The organism is Pseudomonas sp. Rh2, assembly GCF_040762985.1.
In the GTDB taxonomy this organism is placed as follows: domain Bacteria; phylum Pseudomonadota; class Gammaproteobacteria; order Pseudomonadales; family Pseudomonadaceae; genus Aquipseudomonas; species Aquipseudomonas taiwanensis.
Genome location: NZ_CP142890.1, coordinates 601,225 through 623,556, shown reverse-complemented (window position 1 = coordinate 623,556; position 22,332 = coordinate 601,225). Strand labels below are relative to the sequence as shown.

General features: G+C 61.2%; 22 protein-coding genes. 17 read left to right on the top strand and 5 right to left on the bottom strand.

Features of this window, described 5'->3' with window-relative positions; genetic code table 11:
* Positions 1-8: 8 nt before the first annotated feature.
* The 8 genes from VXM67_RS02900 (at position 9) to VXM67_RS02865 (ending at position 7,363) form a co-directional block, all read left to right on the top strand.
* Entirely contained in the window at positions 9-323 is a 315-nt protein-coding gene (locus tag VXM67_RS02900; RefSeq protein ID WP_023378063.1) for an NAD(P) transhydrogenase subunit alpha, read from the top strand.
* Between the two features lie 2 nt (positions 324-325).
* Complete coding sequence (locus VXM67_RS02895; RefSeq protein ID WP_023378059.1) at positions 326-1,762, top strand: NAD(P)(+) transhydrogenase (Re/Si-specific) subunit beta; 1,437 nt, start codon at positions 326-328, stop codon at positions 1,760-1,762.
* Between the two features lie 183 nt (positions 1,763-1,945).
* A complete protein-coding gene (locus VXM67_RS02890; RefSeq protein ID WP_023378058.1) occupies positions 1,946-3,439 on the top strand; it encodes an acetyl-CoA hydrolase/transferase family protein in 1,494 nt (497 codons plus the stop codon).
* A 394-nt stretch (positions 3,440-3,833) separates the two neighbouring features.
* The gene (locus VXM67_RS02885) at positions 3,834-4,049 is read left to right on the top strand and encodes a DUF1127 domain-containing protein (protein WP_023378057.1); all 216 of its coding nucleotides are present in this window, start codon (positions 3,834-3,836) and stop codon (positions 4,047-4,049) included.
* Positions 4,050-4,351: 302 nt separating this feature from the next.
* The gene (locus tag VXM67_RS02880; RefSeq protein WP_023378056.1) at positions 4,352-4,669 is read left to right on the top strand and encodes a DUF2388 domain-containing protein; all 318 of its coding nucleotides are present in this window, start codon (positions 4,352-4,354) and stop codon (positions 4,667-4,669) included.
* An 88-nt stretch (positions 4,670-4,757) separates the two neighbouring features.
* Positions 4,758-5,051: a DUF2388 domain-containing protein gene (locus VXM67_RS02875; protein ID WP_023378055.1), complete on the top strand. Its 294-nt coding sequence runs from the start codon at positions 4,758-4,760 to the stop codon at positions 5,049-5,051.
* A gap of 36 nt (positions 5,052-5,087) precedes the next feature.
* Positions 5,088-5,408, top strand: a complete 321-nt coding sequence (locus VXM67_RS02870; RefSeq protein ID WP_027906620.1) for a DUF2388 domain-containing protein — start codon at positions 5,088-5,090, stop codon at positions 5,406-5,408.
* Positions 5,405-7,363: a DUF4105 domain-containing protein gene (locus VXM67_RS02865; RefSeq protein WP_027906621.1), complete on the top strand. Its 1,959-nt coding sequence runs from the start codon at positions 5,405-5,407 to the stop codon at positions 7,361-7,363. Before VXM67_RS02870 ends, VXM67_RS02865 begins: the two co-directional genes overlap by 4 nt.
* A gap of 35 nt (positions 7,364-7,398) precedes the next feature.
* On the opposite strand, the gene VXM67_RS02860 is transcribed toward VXM67_RS02865, so the two are convergent.
* Complete coding sequence (locus VXM67_RS02860) at positions 7,399-7,803, bottom strand: GFA family protein (protein WP_023378052.1); 405 nt, start codon at positions 7,801-7,803, stop codon at positions 7,399-7,401.
* Between the two features lie 266 nt (positions 7,804-8,069).
* Between VXM67_RS02860 and VXM67_RS02855 the strand changes: the two genes are divergently transcribed.
* From VXM67_RS02855 to VXM67_RS02815, 9 genes are all read left to right on the top strand, one after another.
* Complete coding sequence (locus VXM67_RS02855) at positions 8,070-9,377, top strand: CitMHS family transporter (protein WP_023378051.1); 1,308 nt, start codon at positions 8,070-8,072, stop codon at positions 9,375-9,377.
* Between the two features lie 66 nt (positions 9,378-9,443).
* Positions 9,444-10,214, top strand: coding sequence for a TerC family protein (locus VXM67_RS02850; protein WP_023378050.1), 771 nt, complete (start codon positions 9,444-9,446; stop codon positions 10,212-10,214).
* A gap of 235 nt (positions 10,215-10,449) precedes the next feature.
* Positions 10,450-12,108: a Na/Pi cotransporter family protein gene (locus tag VXM67_RS02845; protein ID WP_023378048.1), complete on the top strand. Its 1,659-nt coding sequence runs from the start codon at positions 10,450-10,452 to the stop codon at positions 12,106-12,108.
* Positions 12,109-12,137: 29 nt separating this feature from the next.
* Positions 12,138-13,541, top strand: coding sequence for a pitrilysin family protein (locus tag VXM67_RS02840; protein ID WP_023378047.1), 1,404 nt, complete (start codon positions 12,138-12,140; stop codon positions 13,539-13,541).
* Between the two features lie 94 nt (positions 13,542-13,635).
* Positions 13,636-14,655, top strand: coding sequence for a DUF5924 family protein (locus tag VXM67_RS02835; RefSeq protein WP_023378046.1), 1,020 nt, complete (start codon positions 13,636-13,638; stop codon positions 14,653-14,655).
* A gap of 99 nt (positions 14,656-14,754) precedes the next feature.
* On the top strand, positions 14,755-15,888 hold the full coding sequence (locus VXM67_RS02830) for an ABC transporter permease (protein WP_027906622.1): 1,134 nt from the start codon (positions 14,755-14,757) through the stop codon (positions 15,886-15,888).
* The gene (locus tag VXM67_RS02825) at positions 15,885-16,676 is read left to right on the top strand and encodes an ABC transporter ATP-binding protein (protein WP_023378044.1); all 792 of its coding nucleotides are present in this window, start codon (positions 15,885-15,887) and stop codon (positions 16,674-16,676) included. The genes VXM67_RS02830 and VXM67_RS02825 overlap by 4 nt, the downstream gene beginning before the upstream one ends.
* Before the next feature lie 3 nt (positions 16,677-16,679).
* Positions 16,680-17,618 carry an MlaD family protein gene (locus VXM67_RS02820; RefSeq protein WP_023378043.1) on the top strand — a complete coding sequence of 313 codons (939 nt, stop codon included), beginning with the start codon at positions 16,680-16,682 and terminating at the stop codon, positions 17,616-17,618.
* Positions 17,615-18,238 carry an ABC-type transport auxiliary lipoprotein family protein gene (locus VXM67_RS02815; RefSeq protein ID WP_023378042.1) on the top strand — a complete coding sequence of 208 codons (624 nt, stop codon included), beginning with the start codon at positions 17,615-17,617 and terminating at the stop codon, positions 18,236-18,238. The genes VXM67_RS02820 and VXM67_RS02815 overlap by 4 nt, the downstream gene beginning before the upstream one ends.
* Here VXM67_RS02815 and VXM67_RS02810 read toward each other — a convergent pair.
* The 4 genes from VXM67_RS02810 to VXM67_RS02795 form a co-directional block, all read right to left on the bottom strand.
* The gene (locus tag VXM67_RS02810) at positions 18,220-19,449 is read right to left on the bottom strand and encodes a nucleoside recognition domain-containing protein (protein WP_367237488.1); all 1,230 of its coding nucleotides are present in this window, start codon (positions 19,447-19,449) and stop codon (positions 18,220-18,222) included. The two genes, VXM67_RS02815 and VXM67_RS02810, sit on opposite strands and share 19 nt — an antisense overlap.
* A 136-nt stretch (positions 19,450-19,585) precedes the next feature.
* Positions 19,586-20,920, bottom strand: coding sequence for a glutamate/aspartate:proton symporter GltP (gene gltP / locus VXM67_RS02805; protein WP_023378040.1), 1,335 nt, complete (start codon positions 20,918-20,920; stop codon positions 19,586-19,588).
* Positions 20,921-21,656: 736 nt separating this feature from the next.
* Positions 21,657-22,127: an inhibitor of vertebrate lysozyme family protein gene (locus VXM67_RS02800; protein ID WP_367237487.1), complete on the bottom strand. Its 471-nt coding sequence runs from the start codon at positions 22,125-22,127 to the stop codon at positions 21,657-21,659.
* Positions 22,128-22,129: 2 nt separating this feature from the next.
* Positions 22,130-22,291, bottom strand: coding sequence for a DUF1328 domain-containing protein (locus VXM67_RS02795; RefSeq protein ID WP_003252966.1), 162 nt, complete (start codon positions 22,289-22,291; stop codon positions 22,130-22,132).
* Positions 22,292-22,332 lie beyond the last annotated feature (41 nt).

The window sequence follows — 22,332 nt, the reverse complement described above, 5'->3', positions numbered from 1 at the left end:
GCACGACAATGGAAGACATGCTGATTTCCCACGGCATCTACAACCTGATCATCTTCGTGCTGGCCATTTATGTGGGCTACCACGTGGTCTGGAACGTCACCCCGGCGCTGCACACACCGCTCATGGCGGTTACCAATGCCATCTCCGCCATTGTCATCGTCGGCGCCATGCTGGCCGCCGCACTGACCGTTACCCCGGCCGGCAAGCTGATGGGCACCCTGGCCGTGGCGTTGGCCGCGGTGAATGTGTTCGGTGGTTTTTTGGTCACCCGACGCATGCTTGAGATGTTCAAGAAGAAAACCAAGAACGAAGGGCAGAAGTAAGCATGAGCATGAATCTGGTAACGCTTCTCTACCTCGTCGCGTCGGTGTGCTTCATCCAGGCACTGAAGGGGCTTTCGCACCCGACCACATCGCGCCGCGGCAACGTGTTCGGCATGATCGGCATGGGCATCGCGATGCTCACCACCGTCGGCCTCATCTACAAGCTTGGTTCCGAACTGGCGACCGCAGGTATCGGCTATGTGATCCTGGGCCTGCTGATCGGTGGTACCGCCGGCTCGATCATGGCCAAGCGCGTTGAAATGACCAAAATGCCTGAACTGGTCGCCTTCATGCACAGCATGATCGGCCTGGCTGCCGTGTTCATCGCCATCGCCGCCGTGCTTGAACCTCAGTCGCTGGGTATCGTGGCCAGCATCAGCGACCCGATTCCAACCGGTAACCGGCTGGAGCTGTTCCTGGGTGCGGCTATCGGTGCGATCACCTTCTCCGGTTCGGTGATCGCCTTCGGCAAGCTGTCCGGCAAGTACAAGTTCCGTCTCTTCCAAGGAGCACCGGTACAGTTCGCGGGTCAGCACAAGCTGAACCTGATCCTGGGCCTGACCACGATCGTGCTGGGCCTGTTGTTCACCTTCACTGGCCATTACAGCGCCTTCACCCTGATGCTGGTCCTGGCCTTCATCATGGGTGTGCTGATCATTATCCCGATCGGTGGCGCCGACATGCCTGTGGTGGTGTCGATGCTCAACAGCTACTCGGGGTGGGCGGCGGCGGGCATCGGTTTCTCGCTGAACAACTCGATGCTGATCATCGCTGGCTCGCTGGTCGGTTCCAGCGGTGCGATTCTTTCGTACATCATGTGCAAGGCGATGAACCGATCGTTCTTCAACGTCATCCTCGGCGGCTTTGGCGGTGATGCCGATGCCGGCGCAGCGGCGGGTTCGAAAGAACAACGCCCGGTGAAGTCCGGCTCGGCCGACGATGCCACGTTCCTGCTGAGCAACGCCGACAGCGTGATCATCGTTCCGGGCTACGGCCTGGCCGTTGCGCGCGCCCAGCACGCGTTGAAGGAGTTGACCGAAAAACTGACCCACAACGGCGTGACCGTGAAGTATGCGATCCACCCGGTAGCGGGGCGCATGCCTGGACACATGAACGTGCTGCTGGCCGAGGCCGAAGTGCCGTACGACCAGGTGTTCGAGATGGAGGACATCAACGCCGAGTTCGGCCAGGCCGACGTGGTGTTGGTATTGGGTGCCAACGACGTGGTCAACCCGGCAGCGAAAAACGATCCTAAGTCGCCGATTGCCGGCATGCCAATCCTGGAAGCGTTCAAGGCCAAGACCATCATCGTCAACAAGCGCTCCATGGCCAGCGGCTATGCGGGCCTGGACAACGAACTGTTCTACTTGGACAAGACCATGATGGTGTTCGGTGACGCGAAGAAAGTCATCGAGGACATGGTCAAGGCAGTGGAGTGACGACACCCGCTTCAAACCCTGCGCTATGAAGCCCCGGTCAGAATCGACCGGGGCTTCCTCATTCATTGCTCCAGATCAACGGCTCTATTTCCTGGGTTCTCATACGACCATGGTCGTGGGACGGCGACGGGCGAAATCTCTAGACTGCGCTGCAGTAGCCTCAGTAGCCCGAGATAACAATCCATGTACCGTGATCGTATCCGCTTGTCCTCCCTGCACAGCAAGGTAATGAGTGCGGCTGATGCCGCTGGTCTGATCGAGGACGGCATGACCGTCGGCATGAGCGGTTTCACCCGCGCCGGCGAAGCCAAGGCCGTACCCCATGCACTGGCCGAGCGCGCCAAGCAGTCGCCGCTGCAAATCAGCCTGATGACTGGCGCCAGCCTGGGCAACGACCTGGACAAGCAACTGACCGAAGCCGGAGTCTTGGCTCGTCGCATGCCCTTCCAGGTTGACAGCACCCTGCGCAAGGCCATCAACGATGGCAAGGTGATGTTCATCGACCAGCACCTTTCGGAAACGGTCGAACAGCTGCGCAACAAGCAGCTGAAACTGCCTGACATCGCTGTCATCGAAGCGGTGGCGATCACCGAAGAGGGCCACATCGTGCCGACCACTTCGGTGGGCAACTCGGCGAGCTTCGCGATCTTCGCCAAGCAAGTGATCGTCGAGATCAACCTGTCGCACAATGCCAATCTCGAAGGCCTGCACGACATCTATATCCCGACCTACCGTCCGACCCGCACGCCCATTCCGTTGGTCAAGGTCGACGACCGTATCGGCAGCACCGCCATCCCGATCGACCCAGCCAAGATCGTCGGTATCGTCATCAGCGACCTGCCGGACTCGCCGTCGACTGTTCTGCCGCCGGACGACGAAACCCAGGCCATCGCCGACCACCTGATCGACTTCCTCAAGGGCGAAGTCGAGGCCGGTCGCATGACCAACAAGCTCGGCCCGCTGCAAGCCGGTATCGGCAGCATCGCCAACGCGGTGATGTGCGGCCTGATCGAGTCGCCGTTCGAAGACCTGACGATGTACTCCGAAGTACTGCAGGACTCGACCTTCGACCTGATCGACGCCGGCAAGCTGAGTTTCGCCTCGGGCAGCTCGATCACCCTGTCGACCCGTCGCAATGCCGACGTCTTCGGCAACCTCGAGCGTTACAAGGACAAGCTGGTCCTGCGCCCGCAGGAAATCTCCAACCACCCGGAAGTCGTGCGTCGCCTGGGCATCATCGGCATCAACACCGCCCTGGAGTTCGACATCTACGGCAACGTGAACTCCACCCACGTGTGCGGCACCAAGATGATGAACGGCATTGGCGGTTCCGGCGATTTCGCCCGTAACGCGCACCTTGCCGTATTCGTGACCAAGTCGATCGCCAAAGGCGGTGCCATTTCCAGCGTCGTTCCTATGGTCAGCCACGTCGACCACACCGAGCACGATGTCGACATTCTGGTCACCGAGCAAGGCCTGGCAGACTTGCGCGGCCTGGCGCCACGTGAGCGGGCCCGTGCGATCATCGACAACTGTGTCCACCCGGACTACCGCGCCGCGCTGAACGATTACTTCGAGCGCGCCTGCCAACGTGGCGGCCACACCCCGCACATCCTGCGTGAGGCGCTGAGCTGGCACGAAAACCTGGAAGAAACCGGTCGCATGCTGGCCAGCTGATCCAGCCGCTTCACTGTTACACCCCTATCGCCGGCAAGCCGGCTCCTACTGGATGTACACCATCCCTGTAGGGGCCGGCTTGCCGGCGATAGCGCCAGTAGAGTCAAACCACTCGCCCGGACAGACCACTTCAGTCTCACGAAAAAACTGTACTACTGTACCGTTAATCGCGACCTTCCCGACGCATAAAACCCATCTCATTATTCAAATTCGCACCATATCAGTGCGGACCAGTACAGTTGCGCCAGTTTCGAGTGCAACAGTAGGGTTAAACAGTTAACTGGACCATCGCATTACCATTGAACTGTATCTACTGTTATGGACGACAGGAGAGGATCATTGGCATCAGTTAAATCACTACCTAATGCCGCCATAAGCGGAAGGATGTCACATCATGGAACGTACCCTCAGTTCCGGTCTGGTTTTTGAAAACAACGCCCAGCAATCTAACGCTTCGCTGCCGCTGCGCGCGCTCTCCACCCTGCTGCTCTGGCAGCGTCGCATGGCCAGCCGCCGTCAACTGGCTCGCCTGGACGCCCGCCTGCTGGCCGACGCCGGTATCAGCGAGTCGCAGCGTTACGAAGAGCTGAGCAAGCCGTTCTGGCGCTAAGCACCGGTTCGCCGGCTACGGCCGGCACCGCGATTTCCCTAACCCGTTGCAGGAAACTGCAGCGGGTTTTTTATTTAGGCCCCGAGCTAGAGCACCCCTAACTCGAAACAGGTACAGTTTCTGTAATTCAGAAAACAACCATAACAGTTAAGCTGCGCAGTGCTCATTAACATCCAGAAACATCGGCGCGTGATACGCTTGCTTCAGCACTCTGGTAGAACATCTTGTTGTACCGTACCGCCAATAGCCGTGTAAGCGTCCGATAAGCAGTACCACTGCCCCTAGTCCAGGAGTCCACGATCATGTCCCGCAACCACCTGATTGGTGCCGCACTGCTGCTGAGCCTCGTCGGCACTGCCAACGCCACCAGCTTCGTCGTTACCACCGATGCTGTCGTTGGCGCAGTAGCCGCCTCGACCGACGCCACGTCCGATGTCTCGTCCTCGTTCAAAGATGACAAGATCGTTCAGGCCGCCCGTGACGATGCCGCCAGCTTCGTCGGTAGCCAGGGCGCCATCCGCGGCGCCAAGCTGGAAAGCGCCTTCGTGCACATTCGCTCGCAGATGCCCGCCCTGCAGGCCAGTGACGCTCAACTTGCCCAGGCCATCCTCGCGCTTTGACTCGTAACGGCTAAAACGGATGCGCTGGCTCTGGCCGGCCCATCCGGGGTAGCCTTCGCTGTCCACGTTCCAAGCCTTTAGAATACCCATGCGTTATCTGTTGCCCTTGCTGTTCGCCGTTGTCGGGATGGCGCAAGCCCATGCCATGGACACCACCACACAGAGCCTGGTCATCACTGGCTATGTCACCAGTCAGGTCACCACCGCCCCGTTCGACCGCAAGCTGGTCCGGCAAGCCCGGGACGATGCTGCGGCCTTCGTGGCCAGCGACGGCATGATTCGCGGTGCCCGCCTTGAAGCCGCCCTCGGCGCTTTGCGGCACAGTGGTGCCCGGCACTCTGTCGGCGACCTTGAACTGGCAGAAGCAATTCTCGTCCAATAACTACACCTGACTCCTTGTATGTTCCGGAGATGTTCCATGCGTAAATCGCTGATCGCCGCCACCCTCGGCATGCTCGTGCTGGCCGACCTGGCTCAGGCGCAAACCCTGGTGGCCACCAGCAACATCATCGTGCGTGCCTTTGGCCGTTCGATCGACTTCACCTCTGACACCACCACCTCGATCCGCGACTCGAAAGTGGTACGTGAAGCGCACGACGATGCTGCCAGCTTTGTCGCCAGCAACGGTGATATCCGTGGCGCCCAGCTCGAGGCTGCCTTCAACACCCTGCGCGAACGCGTTCCCGAAGCGCGTGGCGCCAGTGACCAGGTACTGGCAGAAGCCATCCTCGCGCTGTGAAATCCTTGCGTGCCTGGCTGCTCGGCGGTGTGCTGACACTGCTCGGCACGCCCGCCCTGGCCGACCTGCAGCTCGAGCTGCAGGCTTCCGGCCTCACTTCCCCAGAACAGCAAGCCACCCAAGCCCTGCTTGACGAAGCACTGGGCAAGTTGCCGCCGCGCTTCAAACAGCAGTTGGACCGCCGCATCCTGGTCAGCTGGAGCAATGCGATGCCCGCTGACGCTTATGGACAGGCATCTCTGGTTTCCACGCTGGCGCTCAACAGCCGGCTACTGCCGGGACTGGTCGATGGCAGCGCCGCGCGCGAACGCACCAACCGCCCGCACGGCACGGTTCGCCAGGAACTTCTGGCCACCGTTCTGCACGAACTGACCCATATCTACGACCGAGCCCGCCTCTGGTCCAGTGCCGATCGTTCTTTGATTGCCCAATGCAAGCGCCAGCAGGGCACCCTGGGCAAAGTCGGCTTGCCAGAACCATGCCGTGGCCAGGCCGAACGCCGCTTCACCCTGAGTGACGACCCACGTCTGCTGGACCTTGCCGGCTGGCCGCAGTACGTGGGGCGCCGTGGAGAACGCGAACAGCACAACGGCCAGGGCGTTCGCAGCCCTGACACGTATGAACTGAGCAGCCCGAAGGAATTCATCGCGGTCAATATGGAGTACTTCCTGCTTGACCCAAGCTACGGTTGCCGCCGCCCAGCGCTCAACCAGTATCTGCGAGACCACTTTGGCTGGGCGCCGCCGCAGGACACCTGTGCCAAGGGCCTGCCGTTCCTCAACGCAGGCAGCGACTTCGCCCGCCAACCGCTGGGCGAAATCGACCCGCAACGGGTCTACGAAGTCGACTACCTGCTGGCCGAAGCCAATCAGAACTGGGTCAGCCGCTGGGGCCACAGCATGTTGCGCCTGGTGATCTGCGCCCCAGGGCGCCCACGCGGCCCAGACTGTCGGCTGGACCTTGACCAGCATCTGGTACTGTCGTATCGCGCGTTCGTCAACGACGTACAACTGTCCAGCTGGGACGGCCTGGTCGGGGCGTATCCATCACGGCTGTTCGTCCTACCGCTGGGTCAGGTGATCGACGAATACACCAAGACCGAACTGCGCAGCCTGGCCTCCGTTCCCCTCAAGCTCAGCCGCCCAGAGATCGAAAACCTGGTCCGCCAAGCGGCAGAGATGCACTGGAGCTATGACGGCAACTACTACTTCCTGTCCAACAATTGCGCAGTGGAATCGCTCAAGCTGCTGCGCAGCGGCACGGCCAATCCACGCTTGAACGACCTGGACAACATCATGCCCAACGGCCTGCTGGAAGTGCTCAAAGGGCGAGGGCTGGCCGATACCAGCGTGCTCGACGACCCGCGCGAGGCGCTGCGCCTGGGTTATCGCTTCGACTCCTACCGCGATCGCTACCAGGCCATGTTCGAGGTGTTGAAGAAGCAGTTGCCGATCAAGCAGGACAAGGTCGAGGACTGGCTAGCCCTGGATGCCGATCAGCGTCGCGGCTGGTTCCAGCAGGCCGATCTGCGAACCAGTGCGGCTTTGCTACTGCTCGAACAAGCCAGTCTGCGTCGCCAACTTCTGCTGGCTCAGGATGAGGTCAAGCAACGCTATCTCAATGCCAGTGCGCTCAAGGATGGCAGCATCGACAAGGCCAACAAGGCCCTGCAGCAGATGCTGGCCAACAGTGGCTTCCTCAGCCGGCCAGCAGAATTGCTCGACGCCAGGGGCTACGGCCTGCCGCAGCCGGAAGAGCGCCAGCACCTGGAAAAGGTCAGCAGTGAGCGGCAGGCCCAACTACTGCGCCTGAGCACCGACCTGGACAAAGAGGTGAGGGCGTTGCTGAAGACGTCGCGGGCCAGGGAAATTGCCGCTGTCGAGGCCAATGTGAAGCAGGTTGGCGAGCACCTGCGGGCGCTGCACAAGGCCGCGGGTGGGTTGCAGTTACCGTAGTGCCTGCAGCGGCCTCATCGCCGGCTAGTCGGCTCCTACAGGTATCTCTCTTCGACCTCCCCAGGCAAATCCTCATCCAGGTGCAGCCACGGCAAGCGGCTTGCAATCCAGATATGCCGGTTGGCCCGGACGCGCTCCGGGTAGTCTAGCGTGCCCACTGTCACATCGATGCTTTGCGGACTGTGCGTGGTCTCCAACGCCACGTGCGCGCCGCAGTGGCCACAGAAGTACCGGCTACAACTGGTCGGCGCGACATAACGGTTGGGCGTGCCGGCCAGCCAGGTGAAACCGTCGCGGGGCAGGGTGAGCCAAGTCACCAGCAACCCGCCTGTGACCCTCCGGCAGATCGAGCAATGGCAATGGGCGATATCCGTCAGATCGCCCTCCAGCCGGTAGCGCAGGGCGCCGCAATGGCAACCTCCTTCGAGTGATTCCGTCATGACCTACCTCCTGTCGCCTTCATCGAGGCGAAAGCTGGCTGAAAGCTTGCGCCAATAGGATAGCCCCACCACCGGCAGCAGACCGGTCAGCCAGGGCATTCGGAAACGTCCATGCCCGGCCCAATCAACAACAACAATGGTGATTCTGATGTTTTCCTGTGCCCGCCCGTTCGTAGTCCCACTTCGCTTACTCCCCGCGCAGCGCATCACGCGCTGATCAGCCCGAATCGACTGTCCTTTCGCCGCGCCACGCCTGGAGTACCGCCATGCTGACCTTCCTCGGCTTTGCCATGGTCATCACCTTCATGTACCTGATCATGACCAAGCGCCTGTCGGCCTTGATCGCGCTGATCCTGGTACCGATCCTGTTCGCCGTGTTCGGGGGCTTTTCCGCCAAGATCGGCCCCATGATGCTCGAGGGCATCAGCAAGCTTGCGCCGACTGGCGTGATGCTGATGTTCGCCATCCTCTACTTCGCCCTGATGATCGATTCCGGCCTGTTCGACCCGGCCGTGCGCAAGATCCTCAAACTGGTCAAGGGCGACCCGCTGAAAGTTTCTGTCGGCACTGCCGCCCTGGCCCTGGTGGTCTCGCTCGACGGGGACGGCGCCACGACCTACATGATCTGCTGCGCCGCGATGCTACCGCTGTACAGCCGCCTGGGCATGAGCCCGCGGATCATGGCCGGCCTGATCATCCTGGCCGGTGGGGTCATGAACATGACCCCATGGGGCGGCCCGACCGCTCGCGCCGCCAGCGCCCTGCATGTGGACCCATCCGACATCTTCGTGCCGATGATTCCGGCCATGGTCTTCGGCGTGCTGGCGATTCTTGCCATCGCCTATCTGTACGGCAAGCGCGAGCGTGCCCGCCTGGGCGAACTGCACCTGCCGACCGACGATATCGACCACAGCGAAATCAGCGTCTCGCAGTTCCCCGAAGCTCGTCGTCCGAAGCTGATCTGGTTCAACGGTGCCCTGACCGCCGCACTGATGGTGGCCCTGATCGCAGGCGTGTTGCCGCTGCCCGTGCTGTTCATGATCGCCTTCAGCATCGCCATGATCGTCAACTACCCGTGCCTGCAGCAGCAAAAAGACCGTATCGCCGCCCATGCTGGCAGCGTGTTGGCAGTCACCGGGCTGATCTTCGCCGCCGGCATCTTCACTGGCATTCTCTCGGGTACCGGCATGGTCGAGGCGATGTCCAAGAGCCTGCTCGCTGTCATTCCAGAGGCATTGGGGCCGTACCTGGCAGTGATCACCGCGATCGTGAGCATGCCGTTCACCTTCTTCATGTCCAACGACGCCTTCTACTACGGCGTACTGCCGGTGCTCTCGGAAGCCGCCAGCCATTACGGCATCAGCCCGGTGGAAATGGCCCGTGCGTCGATCGTCGGACAGCCGGTACACCTGCTGAGCCCCTTGGTACCCTCTACCTACCTGCTGGTGGCCCTGGCCGGTATCGAGTTCGGTGACCATCAGCGCTTCACCCTCAAGTGGGCAGTGCTGGTCTGCCTGTGCATAATGCTCGCCGCGCTGTTGATGGGCATTTTCCCGCTGTTCAGCAGTCTGTAAACGCATCACCCAACCGCGCTGCGTGCTTCACTGTGCGCAGCGCCTTTATCGTTTGAAGGAATACACATGGAATGGCTGACCAGCCCGGAAATCTGGGTTGCCTTTTTCACCCTCACCGCGCTTGAGATCGTTCTCGGTATCGACAACATCATCATGATTTCGATCCTGGTCAGCCGCATGCCCAAGCACATGCAGCCGCGCACCCGGATCTTCGGCCTGGCCCTGGCCATGGTCACGCGCATCATGCTGCTGCTGTCCATCACCTGGGTCATGCGCCTGACGGCCGACCTGTTCGTGATCTTCGGCCAGGGTATTTCCGGCCGCGACCTGATCCTGTTCTTCGGTGGCCTGTTCCTGCTGTGGAAAAGCTCCCAGGAGATCTACCACGGCCTGGAAGGTGAGGACGAAAACCAAGAAGAACCCAAAGGCGCAGGCGGCAAGTTCTTCTACACCATCATCCAGATCGCCATCATCGACATCGTGTTCTCCCTGGACTCGGTCATCACTGCCGTTGGGATGGTGTCGCATGTGCCGGTCATGATCGCCGCCATCATCGTGGCTGTACTGGTGATGATGCTGTGCGCAGGTGCCATCAGCAATTTCATCGACAAACACCCGTCGCTGAAGATGCTCGCGCTGTCATTCCTGATCGTGGTGGGCACGGTGCTGATCGCCGAGTCGTTCGACGTGCATGTGCCCAAGGGCTACGTCTACTTCGCCATGGCCTTCTCCCTGGCGGTGGAAGCCATCAACATCCGCATGCGTACCGCCATGGCGCGCAAGCAGGGCAAAGAGCATGAGCCGGTGAAACTGCGCAAGGACATTCCAGGTCAATAAGACTGGAGCGTGCGACATTAAAAGCCCTTCGGGGCTTTTTTTGTTCGTGTGACCTGCACTGTCGCCGGACGATCATCAAATGTTTCAAATATGTTCCAGCCATGCCAAGCTGGCGCCACGTCCGCAAAACAACTAAAGCTTGAGTGAGCACTGAAAAGAAGCCCACCCCCGGGCCAGGCTCACCGCTTCACCCATTGGCCCTGACACTGGGGCATAGAAGGAAGGGGGGCTACACATGCTGACCCTGCTCAACCTGCTCTCCGCCGTGGCATTGCTGGTATGGGGCACACACATCGTCCGTACTGGGATCCTGCGCGTGTTCGGCTCCAACCTGCGCCGCGTACTGAGCCAGAACATGAACCGCCGCCCGATGGCCTTCATCGCCGGGATTCTGGTTACAGCCATGGTGCAAAGCAGCAACGCCACCGCCATGCTGGTGACGTCGTTCGTCAGCCAAGGCTTGATGGCGATGACCCCCGCGCTGGCGATCATGCTGGGGGCCGACGTCGGCACTGCGTTGATGGCCAGGGTCCTGACCTTCGACCTGTCGTGGCTGTCGCCGCTGCTGGTGTTCATCGGCGTCATCTTCTTCCTGTCACGCAAACAGACGCGTCTGGGCCAGTTGGGCCGGGTAGCGATCGGCCTGGGTCTGATCATCCTGGCCCTCGAACTGATCGTACAGGCCGCGGCGCCCATTACCCACGCGCAGGGCGTAAAAGTGCTGTTCGCCTCGCTCACTGGCGACATTCTGCTCGACGCCCTGGTTGGCGCGCTGTTCGCCATGATCACCTATTCCAGCCTGGCCGCCGTGCTGCTTACCGCCACTCTGGCGGGCGCCGAATTGATCAGCCTGCCCGTGGCCATCGGCCTGGTGGTGGGCGCGAACATCGGCAGTGGCCTGTTGGCCTTCATCAGCACCAGCATGCAGAACGCCTCCGGCCGCCGAGTGGCATTGGGCAGCCTGCTGTACAAGCTGATCGGCCTGCTGCTGATCATTCCCGTGCTGCATCCACTGGTGAACTGGATGGATAGCCTGAGTTTCAGCCCGCAAGAGCTGGTCATCGGCTTCCACCTGCTCTACAACACGCTGCGCTGCCTAATCATGCTGCCCACCGTCAAACCCATGGGTCGGCTGTGCAATAGCCTGCTGCCCGAGCGTGAAAACGGAAACGGCCAGATTCGCCCCCGTCACCTCGACCCTGCCGCCTTGAGCACGCCCAGCCTGGCCCTGGCCAACGCCGCCCGGGAAACCCTGCGCCTGGGCGACATCGTCGACAACATGCTCGAAGCGATGCTTGGCGCCTTGCGCGGCACCCAGACCGCCTTGCCTCAGCAGGTCCGGGCCTTGGGCGAGGATGGCGAGGCCCTGTACAGCGCGATCAAGCTGTACCTGGCACAAATGACTCGCGAAGACTTGAGCGACCAAGACAATCGCCGCTGGGCCGAGATCATCGAACTGGCCATCAACCTGAAGCTGGCCTGCGACCTGATCGAGCGCATGCTGCGCAAAGTCCAGCAGCAGAAAACCAGCCAGCGCCGGGAGTTTTCCCAAGTCGGCCTGGAGGAACTGACCGGTTTGCAGGAGCAGTTGCTGGCCAACCTGCGACTTGGCCTGTCGGTATTTCTCAGCGCCGACCCTCAGAGCGCCCACTTGCTGCTCCGGGAAAAACGTCGCTTCCGAGCCCAGGAGCGGCGCCTGGCTCATGCCCATGTCAGCCGACTGCAACGCAAGGTGGTACAAAGTATCGAAACCAGTTCGCTACACTTGGAGCTGATCGCTGACATGAAGCGGTTGAACTCTTTGTTCTGCAGCAGTGCCTACGTTGTACTGGGCGGTTCCGATACTGGCGGGCTGATGCTCGACACTGTACCGGACGAAGCCCGCTTGCCCTGATCTCGCTGACCGGAGACCCAAGCTCGCCCATGCGTTGCCTGATGTTCCTTTGCCTGCTGATCTGCAGCCTGCCCACGCTGGCCCTCGACCGGTCGAGCGTTGAGGGCTATCTGCTACCCAATGGCCTGCAAGTGATCCTGAAGTCCGGCTATGAACGCGACCATGTCGCCATCCGCCTGGTAGTGGGCGTTGGCCTGGACGATTTCGACTGTGACCAGAAGGAGTTGCCGCACCTGCTCGAACACCTGCTGTTCAGCGGTATCGACGAGACCGGGGAGGGGGGGCTCGAAGAACGGCTGCAGGCACTGGGCGGGGAATGGAATGCCTACACCAGCAGCGCCGACACCACGTTCGTGATCGAAGCGCCGGCACGCAACCAGCGCAAAGTCCTCGACCTGCTGTTGGCGGTCATCCGCGATACTCGCATCGACGCCGAGGCGCTGGCCACGGCCAAGCGCATCATCGAACGTGAAGATGGTGGCCATTATGGTCACCTGCAGCGTTGGCTCGACCGCCAGGACATCGGTCACCCCGCCAGCGACCAGCTGGCTGTCGAGCTGGGCCTCAAATGTCCGGAGCGCTCCAAGCTGGACGACATGACCCTGGAGCAGGTCCAAGCCCTGCGCGAGCGCTGGTACGCGGCCAACAACATGACGCTGATCATGGTCGGTGGCCTTGATCGGTTGCTGCCGGCCTACCTCGAACGCACCTATGGCGAACTGCCAGCCACCGAACCCGAAGAACGACGCAACCTCGACAGCATCAGCCAACCTGCCCAGCAACGTCGCGAACTCATCAAGGGGTGGCTCGGCGACAGCGTCAAACTGCACTGGCTGTTCATCGAGCCGGTCCTGGACAACGACCACCAGAGCACCCTCGACCTGCTCTCACGCTACCTGGAGTGGGCCGTCTACGACCAGCTGCGCCTGCGTCATGGCCTGTCGTACGGTCCAACTGTTCAGCGTGAGAGCTTCGGTGACAGCGGCATGCTCAGCCTCAACGCCGACCTTGAGCGCGACGACATCGACAAGGCGACCAAGGTGATGCAACAGCTGTTGGATCACCTGCGCAAGGACGGCCTGGACCCTGATACCTTCGCGCGCATCAAGGATGCCGCCGTCGCCAAGGAAAGCTGGAGCACCCAGGGTAACAGTGCCCTTGCTGACTATTACTGGGGGGCGCTCAACGACTACAGCAACGGACGCTTCCCCGACCCGGCACGCAAGCTACGCCAAGTGACACTGGAGCAAGCCAACGATGCGTTGCAGACATTGCTCAAGGACCAAGGCTATTTGCGTATCGAGAAGCCGTTGCTGGGGTATGACGAACTGTATGGGCTGGTTGCCTTGTTGCTGGGACTGATTCTGGCGCTGGGGTTGCTGCGTTGGCGCGGTCATGGCGCGAAGCGACCAAGCGGTGCTACACGGCAGTAGTAAATCGGCGGTATCCTTTCGCCATCAGCGGCCGGTTCGCGGGTCTACCCGCGAAAGGCCGACACTGCCTCCCCATATGCCTTGTTGTAAACCCATGCCCCCAATACCCCACTTCGTCCAGCGCGTCATCGAACTGCTCAAACGCTACCCCGGCATCATCGCTCTCGGCGGTTTTCTTTCCGGTATCGGCAGTTTCATCCTGGTCGATCGCCAAGCCGGCCTGGCTAGCTGGGTAGCCGTTCTCATGCTGGTCAGTTGGGTCTGGCTGATGCTCGAAAACACCCTCACCGGCCTGTTCGCCCGCACCTTCAACCGCGAGATCCCACAGCCGCTGCTGCGTTACGCGACGCAGATGATCCACCAGGAAAGCCTGTTCTTCGTCCTGCCGTTCTTCTTCATCACCACCACCTGGAACAGCGGACAACTGGTCTTCACCGGCTTGCTGGGCGCTGCCGGACTGATTTCGATCATCGACCCGCTGTACTACAAGTGGCTGGCCCCGCGCCGCTGGCTGTTCCTCGCCCTGCATACCCTGACGTTGTTCGCAGCGCTGCTCACCGCGCTCCCGATCATCCTTCACCTGACCACAGCCCAAAGCTTCAAGCTGGCGCTGATCGCGGCAATGGCGCTGTCGTTCCCGAGCCTGGCCAGCAGTTTCCCGATCAACAACTGGCGGCGAGGCGTGGCGCTGGTACTGGTGACCCTGGCGGTTGGCGGCGGCGGATGGCTGCTGCGTTCCTGGGTACCACCGGCGACGTTGTGGATGACCGAAGTGGCAGTGAGCACTGAGGTGCTGAACCGCCAGCCGGGCGACTCGCTCGATGAAATTGCCGCCAGTCGCATCCGCAGCAGTGGCTTGTACGCCTACACCGCCATCAACGCACCTCGGGGCCTGAACGAGCGGATCTACCATGTGTGGCAGAAGGATGGCAAAGAGGTCGACCGCATCGCCCTCGACATCCATGGCGGGCGCAAGGAAGGCTACCGGGCCTGGACCCACAAGCAGAATTTCCCGCCCAACCCGGTGGGCAAGTGGCAAGTGCGAGTGCTGACCGAGGATGGCCAGGTCATCGGCGTGCTGCGCTTCAAGGTGGTGGACGACGCCGCGCCATGAGCTCAGGTCTTTTGTAGCCGTAGACAGCACATTCTCAACAAACCACTCCATGCCTGCTGCGCTATGATCAGGCTCTACGCCTAGCGGACCGTCAGTTGCATGGAGCCTATGACCACCCCAAGCGCCACCCTGGACACTAGCGTTCAACCGGCTTGCCTGCGCATTGTCGGTGACTGGACGCTGGCCCATTACGCCAGCCTCAAGCGTGCGAGCGAGCACCTGCGTACGCAATACGGCGCCGACACCATTGCCGACCTCAGTCAACTGGGGCGACTGGATACCGCCGGCGCCTCGTTGCTGGCCGAGCTGCTGGGCTCAGATCGGCTGTCGCGCTGTACCGACGACCTACCCGAGGCCAGCCGCGCCTTGCTCAAGAATGTCTACTGCTCGGTGCAGGACTACTGCATTCCGGTCAAGGAACCAGAACGCCCGGTACTGTTGCAGCTACTGGAACGTATCGGACGGGCGGTGGACAAACTCTGGCAGGACACCCGGCAGATACTGGGCTTCGTCGGCCTGATCCTGGAAACCCTCCTGCTGCGCGTCTTCCAGCCTCACCGCTGGAGGGTCACGCCAGTGGTCGCGCACATCGAGCAAACCGGCCTGGATGCAGCGCCCATCGTGGCGCTGCTGACTTTTCTGGTGGGGGCGGTGGTGGCGTTTCTCGGCGCTACGGTGCTGGCGGACTTCGGTGCAACCGTATTCACCGTGGACCTGGTGGCATTTTCCTTCCTGCGCGAATTCGGGGTGCTGTTGACCGCCATCCTCATGGCCGGACGGACAGCCAGCGCCTTCACCGCACAAATTGGCTCGATGAAGGCCAATGAAGAAATCGACGCCATCCGCACCCTTGGGCTGAACCCGATCGAACTGCTGGTGGTGCCGCGGGTACTGGCCCTGTTGATAGCCCTGCCGTTGCTGACCTTCCTCGCAATGATCTGCGGCATCGTCGGCGGCGCCGTGGTCTGCGCCCTGACACTGGATATCTCGCCTGCGATGTTCCTGTCGCTGCTGCAAAGCGACATCGGCGTCCAGCATTTTCTCGTCGGGCTGGCCAAAGCGCCGTTCTTTGCCTTCCTGATCGCCTCCATCGGCTGCCTGGAGGGCTTCAAGGTCAGCGGCAGCGCCGAGTCGGTCGGTGCACATACCACCTCCAGCGTGGTCCAGTCGATTTTCGTGGTCATCGTGCTGGATGCGGTGGCGGCGTTGTTCTGCATGGAGATGGGTTGGTGAATGGCCGGGATGCAGTGATTGAAGCGCGGGGCATCTGCAACCGCTTCGGCAGCCAGAGCGTGCACGAAAACCTCGACCTCGACCTTAACCGGGGCGAGATCCTGGCCGTGGTCGGCGGTTCTGGCAGCGGCAAGTCGGTACTGCTGCGTAGCATCATCGGCCTGCGCAGGCCCAACGAAGGGCAGGTCAAGGTGTTCGGCCAGGACCTGGCCAGCCTCAATGAGAGCCAGCGCTCACAGGTAGAGCGACGCTTTGGCGTGCTGTTCCAGAAGGGCGCCTTGTTCTCTTCACTTACGGTGACCGAAAACGTTGCCTTGCCCCTGATCGAGCACGCGGGGCTGTCCCGCGCCGATGCCGAGCACCTGGCCGGGGTCAAGCTGGCCCTTGCAGGGCTGCCGATTTCCGCTGCCGACAAGTACCCGTCGTCACTGTCCGGCGGCATGATCAAGCGCGCCGCACTGGCCCGCGCCCTTGCGCTGGATCCGGACATCCTGTTCCTCGACGAGCCTACCGCCGGCCTCGACCCCATCGGTGCCGCAGCCTTCGACCAATTGATCCTTACCCTGCGCGACGCCCTGGGCCTGTCGGTGTTTCTCATCACCCACGACCTGGACACCCTCTACACCATCACCGACCGTGTGGCCGTGCTGTCGCAGAAGAAGGTACTGGTGGCAGGACCATTGGCCGAGGTCGAGCAGACCGACGATCCTTGGATTCACGAATACTTTCACGGCCCGCGCGGGCGGGCGGCCGAACACGCCGCCACCAACGCGGCGCAGGAGCGCTGAACAATGGAAACCCGAGCTCATCACGTCCTGATCGGCCTGGTCACCGTCCTGGTGGTGGCCGGCGCCATGCTTTTTGGTCTGTGGCTGACAAAGTCCAGCGTCGACGACGCGTTCAAGGACTATGAAGTCGTCTTCAACGAAGCGGTCTCTGGCTTGTCCCGGGGCAGCCCGGTGCAATACAACGGGATCAAGGTCGGCGACGTCACCAGCCTGCGCCTCGATCCGAAGGACCCACGCCGTGTACTGGCCCGTGTGCGCCTCAGTGGCGATACGCCCGTCAAGGAAGACACCCAGGCCAAACTGACCCTGGCTGGGGTGACCGGCAACTCGTTCATCCAGCTCAGCGGCGGCACACCGAAGAGCCCGGAACTCAAGGGCAAGGACGGCAAGCTACCCGTCATCATCGCCTCGCCTTCGCCCATTTCGCGTCTGCTCAATGACAGCAGCGACCTGGTGACGAACATCAACATGCTGTTGCACAACGCCAACCAGATGTTCTCGGAAAGCAATATCGACCGACTGAGCAACACCTTGTCCAACCTGGAACAAACCACCGGTGCCTTCGCCAGCCAGAAAGGCGGCATTGCCCAGGCGATCGAGCAATTGGCCGAAGTCGGCAAGCAGGCCAGCGCCACCTTGGCAGAGACCCAGGCGCTGATGCACAACGCCAACGGCCTACTGGGCAAAGAGGGCAGGCAGGCCTTCGGGAGCGCCGAGCAAGCCATGCAGTCGCTCGCCGAAAGCACAGCGACCATCAACGAGCTGCTCAAGGACAACCGCGAAGCCCTCGATGGAGGCGCCCAGGGCCTCGATCAGCTAGCCCCCGCCATACGCGAGCTACGTGAAACCCTGAATGCGCTCAAGGGCATTTCCCGGCGCCTGGAGGCAGACCCGAGTGGTTACCTGCTGGGCCGCGACAACAACAAGGAGTTCCAGCCATGAAACCGTTGCTGCGCGTGATGGCCCTGGCGGCCACGATGGGCTTGGCCACGGCCTGCTCAATCCTGCCGAAAACCGAGCCTGTGGATATCTACCGCCTGCCAGTGAGCCAAGCCAGCCGAAACGTGGTGGCGGTGGACTGGTCACTGCGCCTGAACAAGCCACTGGCCAGTGAAGTGCTCGCCGGGCCGCGTATCGCCGTGATCCCCCAAGGTAATGTGATCAGCAGCTACAAGGGCGCCCGCTGGAGCGACCCGACGCCCCTGCTGGTGCGTAACCGGCTGCTCGATGGGTTCCAGCGTGACGGCCGGGTACAGCGCCTGAGCGCCGACGATAGCAACCTGCAGGCCGACTACGAACTGGCAGGTGAGCTGCAGGCTTTCCAGAGCGAGTATCGTCCGGGCGGTACGGTAGAGGTGGTGATCCGCTATGACGCACGACTGGTTCAGGGCCGTAGCCAGCGCATCCTCGCCAGCAAGCGCTTCGAGATCCACCAGCCGCTGGCCGGCACCGAGGTCTCAGCAGTGGTGGCAGGTTTTGGCGCGGCCAGCGACCAACTGGCCTCGCAGGTGGTGGACTGGACAGTGGCCCGCAGTGCCCAGGCTCAGGCGAAGAACCAGTAGCAGACGAAGATCGCCGCAATCACGCCGGACAGTTCGGCCAGCAGCGCGCAGCCAACCGCATGGCGCACGCGCTGGATGCCAACCGCACCGAAGTAGACCGCCAGCACGTAGAAAGTCGTTTCGGTGCTGCCCTGAATGGTCGCTGCCACCAGCGCCGGGAAGCTGTCCACCCCTTGCGTCTGCATGGTCTCGATCAGCATGGCGCGCGCGGCACTGCCCGAGAACGGTTTGACCAGCGCCGTTGGCAACCCCTCTACGAAACGGGTATCGAGCCCCATCCAGTTCACCGCGTGGCGTATGCCATCCAGCGCAATCTCCAGCGCCCCCGAGGCACGCAGCACGCCGACGGCCACCAGCATCGCTACCAGGTATGGCAGCAGGCTCTTGGCAACGTCGAAGCCTTCCTTGGCTCCCTCGACGAAGGCTTCATAGACCTTCACCCGCTTCAGCGCGCCAACCAGCAGAAACAGGATGATCACGCCGAACAACGTGAGGTTGCCCAAGATCGATGACAGGCTTGCCAGGGCGGCGGCGGACAATGTGCCGAGAAACGCCATGAAAGCGCCCAGCAACAACGCGCCAGGAACCAGATACGCCAGCACCACCGGGTCCCATAGCCGCAGGCGTTGCATCACTGCGACCGACAGCAGGCCCACCAGGGTAGAGGCACTGGTGGCCAGAAGAATTGGCAGGAACACCATGGTCGGGTCGGGCGCGCCTTGCTGGGCGCGGTAAATGAAGATGGTAACCGGTAGCAGCGTCAGGGACGAGGCATTGAGCACCAGGAACAGGATCTGTGCGTTGGTCGCGGTGGTGCTGCTGGGGTTGAGCTCCTGCAGGGCACGCATGGCCTTGAGGCCGATTGGCGTAGCAGCGTTGTCCAGGCCCAGGCCATTGGCAGCGAAGTTCATGGTGATCAGGCCAAGCGCAGGGTGCCCCGGCGGCACCTCCGGCATCAGCCGTGCGAACAACGGGCCGAGGACTTTTGCCAGCCATTCAACGATTCCGGCCTTTTCAGCGATCTTGAGAAAGCCCAGCCAAAGGGTCAGGGTGCCGAACAGCAAGACCATGACCTCGACGGACAATTTGGCCATGGCGAAGATGCTCTCGACCATCGCGGCGAAAATACCGGCATTGCCAGCCAACAGCCACTGGGCCAGCGCGGACACCGCCGCCACCAGGAAAAAGCCGAGCCAAAGGCCGTTGAGCATCCGTGTATTCCCCCTGAAAAATGCCCGAATGATAGCGGAGATTATCCGCGAGGGCTGCGTCCCTGATGCAGCCCGTAACGCCCTCAGACAACAAAAAGCCCCGACAAGTCGGGGCTCTTCGTTCAGTACGTGAGGCTTAGTGCTTGGCGGTTTCGCCGACGACTACGGCTTCTTTCTTGCCTGCAGCCTGCACCAGCGATGTGTAGTACGCCTCGCCTTTCTGAGCGTCGTACATACCCTGCCAGCGGGCAATGACCACGGCGGCCAGTGCGTTACCCACCACGTTCAGCGCGGTACGGGCCATGTCCATGATGCGGTCGACACCGGCGATGAACGCCAGGCCTTCCAGCGGAATGCCCACGCTGCCCAGGGTGGCCAGCAAGACCACGAAGGACACGCCCGGCACACCAGCGATACCTTTGGAGGTGACCATCAGGGTCAGTACCAGCATCAGTTGCTGGCCGATCGACAGGTCGATACCGTACAGCTGGGCGATGAAGATCGCTGCGATGCTCTGGTACAGGGTCGAACCGTCGAGGTTGAACGAGTAGCCAGTCGGTACCACGAACGAACAGATCGACTTCGGCGCACCGTACTTCTCCATCTTCTCGATCACGCGCGGCAGGACGGTCTCGGAGCTGGAGGTCGAGTAGGCGAGGATCAGCTCGTCTTTCATGATGCGCATGATCTTGATGATCGAGAAGCCAAATACGCGCGCTACCAGGCCCAGCACCATGAAGGCGAAGAAAGCGATGGCGAAGTACACCAGCAGCACGAGCTTGGCCAGGGGCAGCAGCGAGGCGAAACCGAAGTTGGCGACGGTAGCGGCGATCAGGGCGAACACGCCGATCGGGGCGTAGTTCATGATCATGTGGGTGACCTTGAACATGGTCTCCGACACGCCCTGGAAGGTACGCACCAACGGCTCGCGCAGGTCGGCATTGAGGCTCGACAGACCCATGCCGAACATGACCGAGAAGAAGATGATCGGCAGCATCTCGCCACGCATCAGCGCTGCGAAGATATTGGACGGGATCAGATTGAGCAGGGTCTCGATGAACGCGTGCTCATGCTGCACTTCGGCCGCAGTGGCCTGGTACTTGGAGATATCGACGGTACCCAGGGTGCTCATGTCGATGCCAGCGCCCGGGTGGAACAGGTTCGCCAACACCAAGCCGACGACGATGGCGATGGTGGTCACCACTTCGAAGTAGATGATGGTCTTCAGGCCGATGCTGCCCAGTTTCTTCGCGTCGCCTACCCCGGCGATGCCCACGATCAGCGACGAAATCACAATCGGGACGACGATCATCTTGATCAGGCGAATGAAGATGTCGCCGGCGGGCTGGAGTACGTTGCTGATCCACCATGCCTTTTCTGCACTGAAATGGTTCAGTAGCGCGCCGACTGCAACGCCCAGAAGCAGACCGATCACAATCTGCCAGGCGAGGCTCAGTTTTGCCTTCTTCATGTCATTACCCTTTGTTGTAGTGGTCATGGGAGCCGGCTGGAGAGGCGCGTAACAGAGCCGTTCTTAACGTCTTCGTTAGCGTTTTGATTCCAACCGGAGACCGCATGTAAAGACACCGCTGCCGAGCATTCGGGTGCTCGACCAGCGAAAAAAGGCCGCAACTATTGCGATGGGGAAGGGGGAAATCTAATGCCGGAAACAGATACCCTATGCCGAATATGCATAACGTTTCTGTCCTTAAACCACTGTTCTCAAGCCTTTGATTTGTAACGTTCGGAATCCCGAACAAGACCAAACCGCCATTCTTAGGCAGATTTGACCGTACCCAAGCCGGGCTGAAAATGGCTTGTTCGACAATCCGAATGGCCGAAATGACACCTCTTGCGCCCTCTCGGCAGACGAAAAAAAATGGATATACGGTCGAGACAAAATGTGTCTCGTAGGAAAAATCCAGAAAGGGAATGGGACAAATCCCTATGGCGTCTCGGAAGCCCGACCGGTCCGAAGTGTCTTTCAGCTTTGAAGACACGACCGGTCCGGGACTTCCGAATCTGCCTTTCCTGACCCGGCCCATTGCTGGAGGCACTCCCTGTACCCCTAGGCCACTCCGATCCTGCAACAATCAGAACAGCCCGACCCCTTGGTCATGTGCAGCCCCTCCTCGGGGCAGCGCATCATAGAAGCGTGAAATATAGAAAGGTTCAGCTTCTATTTCGTGACAGCGCGCGCATCGGTGTCAGTACCACTTCGGATCGCGCTTGAGTTGCTCTTGCAGCATTGCCTTCATGCCGTCATCCGGGTCGCCCAACCAGCGGTACTGTGCATGGCGGGTCGGCGACTTGTCGCTCGGCAGGCCTTCGGGCACCTCCACGAGCATCCCGTAAGCATCGTCCTTATCCCAGCTGAAGGCCACGATGAGGCGTTTGTAGGTGCACTTGTCCGCCGATTCGCACAAAGGACCGACCAGGTAGCGATCACCGTCCTCGGTGACCGCCGACATCTGCTCCTGGGCACTGCCGCTCAGGTTGATGACCCAGTCTGGCAGCCGCTCCTCGTCCTCGATGGTGTGCTGCCACGTCTCGCGATATTGGGGGTCCGAGCCCAGCAGTTGGTCGACCCGGACCTGGCCGTCATTGGCCGCTATCGCCCCTGCGCTACCGCCCAACAGCAGGGCGGTAACCAGGGTGTTGCGAAGCATCCTGCTCATCTTCAACCTCGACCACGTCCAAAGAAGAAGGAGGCTACGAACAGCACCAGGAAGACAATGAACAGGATCTTCGCGATACCAGTGGCAGCGCCGGCAATGCCACCGAAGCCCAGCACAGCAGCGACAATGGCGATGATGAGGAAAGTGATAGCCCAGCTCAGCATGGTGGTTCTCCTTTCTTTTTTGAAATCAGCCCGTCAGCGTG